This window comes from Dermacoccus sp. Ellin185, from assembly GCF_000152185.1.
Lineage (GTDB): Bacteria > Actinomycetota > Actinomycetes > Actinomycetales > Dermatophilaceae > Dermacoccus > Dermacoccus nishinomiyaensis.
In genome coordinates this window covers 1-502 of record NZ_AEIQ01000102.1, presented here as the reverse complement: position 1 = coordinate 502, position 502 = coordinate 1, and the positions used below count along the sequence as shown (strand labels likewise).

Here is a 502-nt window from a genome sequence, read left to right as displayed (position 1 = left end):
TTGACTTGAGTGTGACTTATAACNCATAATTAACAAAAATTAAAGAACAATACTTAATAGGAATAAGTAAAAACACACGGCCTAATTTTCCAAGTAAAGCAAATGTCATTGCCTCCGACCCGCCCAATACCTGCTGCTAAAACGACTTGAGCGATTTCATGTAGACTGATACCTGTCCAAGCACCATAAGTTATAGTAGGTATGTTAAAAATAGCCTCGATAGCTGTATAAAATAAGTGCAAATATAGTTCCAACTAGTGCAATAATACCTACACTTATTGCAATGTCTTTTTCTTTAGATTTTTAAGATTGGTGCTGTAGCTGCAATAGCTGCAGCTCCACATACTCCTGTACCAATACCAAGTAGTATAGAGATATCTTTATTTCCTTTAATAATTTGATTCAAAAGTAAAGTTAAACTTATTGAAAAGATAATTACGATAATATCAATAAGTAGTAATTTCCAACCTTTACCTAGAATATCTCCCATATTTAATTTTAA

At 31.9% G+C, this 502-nt stretch carries 2 protein-coding genes; both read right to left on the bottom strand.

Annotated features, from left to right (window positions below; genetic code table 11):
- Positions 1-53: 53 nt before the first annotated feature.
- The gene (locus tag HMPREF0321_RS17455; protein ID WP_371168044.1) at positions 54-242 is read right to left on the bottom strand and encodes a putative sulfate exporter family transporter; all 189 of its coding nucleotides are present in this window, start codon (positions 240-242) and stop codon (positions 54-56) included.
- A 53-nt stretch (positions 243-295) separates the two neighbouring features.
- The coding region (locus tag HMPREF0321_RS16805; RefSeq protein WP_217490548.1) for a putative sulfate exporter family transporter at positions 296-502 on the bottom strand (207 nt) is incomplete at its 5' end.